This is a genomic window from Solibacillus ferritrahens, from assembly GCF_037027585.1.
Classification (GTDB): Bacteria; Bacillota; Bacilli; order Bacillales_A; family Planococcaceae; genus Solibacillus; species Solibacillus ferritrahens.
Genome location: NZ_JAXCLE010000056.1, coordinates 1 through 883 on the forward strand (window position 1 = coordinate 1; position 883 = coordinate 883).

Sequence of the window (883 nt, forward strand, 5' to 3'; positions counted from 1 at the left end):
CCCCATATACAAATACTTTCGACCACTCTTCCGGAATCGTTTCAACTACTGTTTGAGCAATATTTTGATATATACTATTTAACTTGTTTTCATCCATCATTATTTACCTCCGGGTTTATTTTTAAAATCTGTACGCTCCCAGTCTCCATTTCCAATCTTATGTTCTATTTTAAAGCTATCAGGACGGTGTGAATCTCCTTTATAAATTGGTTTTATCTTTACCTCAACTGACTTCCCTTTATCTAGTTCCTTAACCCACATATTCTCGAGCTTCTTCCACTCACCTCTATTCAAATTACTATTCATAGGAACTAAGTTATCAAAACCTCCTGAGCCATTAAATATAGTTGCAATTAAATGTCCACCATCATCATCAGGTTTTCTATCATCTCTACCAACCACCTTTTGAGCATGGTTATTTCTTTTTCCTTTTTCTAGTTTAAGTGTTGCTTCACAATTTACTATCCGCCCTTTATTGTCTGTTTTATAAGTATGTCCTTGAGGTGTTGTATATTCTATATCAGGTTTCAACACTTTTTTTCTATTTTCTCTTGTATATTGATCTCCATAATTAACTTTAGTAGTAGTATTGCCATTACCCTGCTCCTTAGACTTCGCAGGTGATGCCGTTGTTGCGCTTGCTTCACTTTTCGCCTGAGACGGTGCTTGCTGCTTTGTCGTATTCTTCGGTGTTGGGGACTTGGCTAGATTTACTGTTTTATTTGTTGCTTTTTGCCCACCCGAAATAATGCCTGCGACTGCCTTTCCACCATGCTTCACACCTTTTACTAAAGGTCCGCCTAAAATAGCAGCGACTGATGCTCCGCGTTCCCAGCTTTCCAACTTTCTACCGGTAATTGGGTCTCTTCCAATCACGGCTTCA

Annotated in this window: 2 protein-coding genes; both read right to left on the reverse strand. The window is 38.5% G+C overall.

What is annotated here, in order from left to right; genetic code table 11:
* A partial coding sequence (locus SNE38_RS19110) for an immunity protein YezG family protein (protein ID WP_336047175.1) occupies positions 1-100 on the reverse strand: 100 nt, incomplete at its 3' end.
* A partial coding sequence (locus SNE38_RS19115; RefSeq protein ID WP_336047174.1) for a DNA/RNA non-specific endonuclease occupies positions 100-883 on the reverse strand: 784 nt, incomplete at its 5' end. The genes SNE38_RS19110 and SNE38_RS19115, both read right to left, overlap by 1 nt.